Raw genomic sequence first — 2,042 nt, forward strand, 5'->3', positions numbered from 1 at the left:
GGAGGCCGCACCGGGCAGCTCGCCGGTGCGGCCTCAGGGGCGCGTTTGTCGGCGTGGGGTGATCAGGCCTGACTCGTACGCCCAGACGACCAGTTGGGCGCGGTCGCGGCAGTGCAGTTTCGTCATCGCCCGGTTCACGTGGGTCTTGGCCGTCAGTGTGCTGATCACCATGCGCGCCGCGATCTTTTCGTTGCTCAGGCCCTGGGCGACGAGTTCGACGATCTCCCGTTCGCGGGCGGTCAGCACGTCCCGGCCGGCCACCGGGTCCGCCGGTGCGCGGGTGACGAACTCGCTGATCAGCGTGCGCGTGACCGTCGGGGCGAGGAGTGCGTCGCCGCGGGCCACCACCGCGACCGCCTGCAGCAGGTCGGCGGGGTCCGCGTCCTTCAGGAGGAACCCGCTGGCGCCGGCCCGGAGCGCACCGAAGACGTAGTTGTCGAGGCCGTAGTTGGTGAGGATCAGGACGCGGACCGCGCCGAGGTCCGGGTCCGCGGCGATGCGTCGGGTGGCTTCGATGCCGTCGAGTCCCGGCATCTGCACGTCCATCAGCACCACGTCGGGCCGCAGCCGCGTCGACAGCTCCACGGCGGCGGCACCGTCGGCCGCCTCGCCCACGACGTCCAGGTCGTCCTCGGCCTCGAGCAGCGCCCGGAATCCGGCCCGCATCAGGGCCTGGTCGTCGACGATCAGGACCCGGATCACGCCGCGCCGTCCAGCGGGAACCTGGCCTCCACCGCGAAACCGCCGCCGGCTCTCGGCGCCGCGTGCAGCGTGCCGCCCAACCCGACGACCCGCTCGCGCATGCCGCGCAGGCCGACGCCGGCCGTGACGGGGTGGGCGGTCGACGCCACACCGTCGTCGGTCACCGAGACCGTCAGCCGCGCGGACGCGTACTCCACCTGGACCTGGGCGGTGGCCGGTCCGGCGTGGCGGGCGACGTTGGTCAGGGCCTCCTGGACGACGCGGTAACCCGCCTGGTCGACCTCGACCGGCAGGTCCCTCGGCTCGCCCGTGACGGTCACCGTCACCGGCACCCCGGCCGCCAGCGTCCGCTCCGCCAGCTCGTCGACCCGCGCCAGCCCGACGCAGTCCCCGCGCAGCACGTCCAGCGTTGCCCGCAGTTCCCGCATCGCGGCGCTGCTCGCCTCCTGGATCGCGAGCAGCGCGGCCGACGGCTCGTCGTCGCGCTTGCGGGCCAGGTGCACGGCGATGCCGGCCTGCACCTTGATCAGGGAGATGTTGTGGGTCAGCGAGTCGTGCAGGTCGCGGGCAATCCGGAGGCGTTCCTCGCCCGCCCGCCGCAACGCCGTCTCGTCCCGGGTGCGTTCGGCCTCGACCGCCCGCTGCTCGACCTGTTCGAGATAGGCCCGGCGTTGCCGTGCGACGAGCGCGGCGATGTTGGCTGCCACGAACCAGCCCAGCAGGAGGGACGTGCGCTCCACGATCTGCTGCGCGGGCCGGTCGCTGGGCGCGACCGAGATGTCGCGGCCCAGGAAGCCGACGAGGAACACCACGCTGGCCAGCGCCGCCGCCGCACGGTTTCCCCGCCAGGCGGCGACGTACACCGCGCCCATGACGGGAAACGCGGGCGGCACCCCGCCGTGCACCCGCAGGTAGAACGCCAGCATGGCCGCAGTCACCACACTCAGCGCGACCAGCGGATACCGCCGGCCCACCGCGGCCGCCGCCGCCATCACGACGACCAGGGCGACGTCGATCGCGCCGATCGGCGCGGCCTCCGGTGCGAACGCGGCCTCGCCCAGCACGAAGGCGCCGAGAACGACACCGGCGATGGTGTACGGGAGGTCGGGGCGCATGACCGAACTGTAGATCGGGTGGTGGCGGTGAGGCATCCAGCGCCCGTGGTAGCCGGCGCGTACCGCGGATGTCGTAGCGGATGCCTGCGCCGGCACGACGCTTTGCCGGCCGGCCGCGGCAAGCATCGAACCCCGCTGCGCCACGCCACGTTCCGCCGGCTGTGGCTGGGCAAGACCCTGTCCGGCTTCGGCGGGCAGTTCGGCGGCTTCGCCGTCGTCTTCTAC

The 2,042-nt window shown here is 73.3% G+C and carries 3 protein-coding genes; 1 reads left to right on the forward strand and 2 read right to left on the reverse strand.

The window, feature by feature from the left end; genetic code table 11:
• Nucleotides 1-33: 33 nt before the first annotated feature.
• A complete protein-coding gene (locus tag AB0H87_RS41245; RefSeq protein WP_360159153.1) occupies nucleotides 34-702 on the reverse strand; it encodes a response regulator transcription factor in 669 nt (222 codons plus the stop codon).
• On the reverse strand, nucleotides 699-1,817 hold the full coding sequence (locus AB0H87_RS41250) for a sensor histidine kinase (RefSeq protein WP_360159154.1): 1,119 nt from the start codon (nucleotides 1,815-1,817) through the stop codon (nucleotides 699-701). Before AB0H87_RS41250 ends, AB0H87_RS41245 begins: the two co-directional genes overlap by 4 nt.
• Nucleotides 1,818-1,844: 27 nt before the next feature.
• Between AB0H87_RS41250 and AB0H87_RS41255 the strand changes: the two genes are divergently transcribed.
• Nucleotides 1,845-2,042 (forward strand): hypothetical protein (locus tag AB0H87_RS41255; RefSeq protein ID WP_360159156.1); only part of this gene is annotated, 198 nt, incomplete at its 3' end.

It is taken from the genome of Asanoa sp. NPDC050611 (assembly GCF_040654855.1).
Classification (GTDB): Bacteria; Actinomycetota; Actinomycetes; order Mycobacteriales; family Micromonosporaceae; genus Asanoa.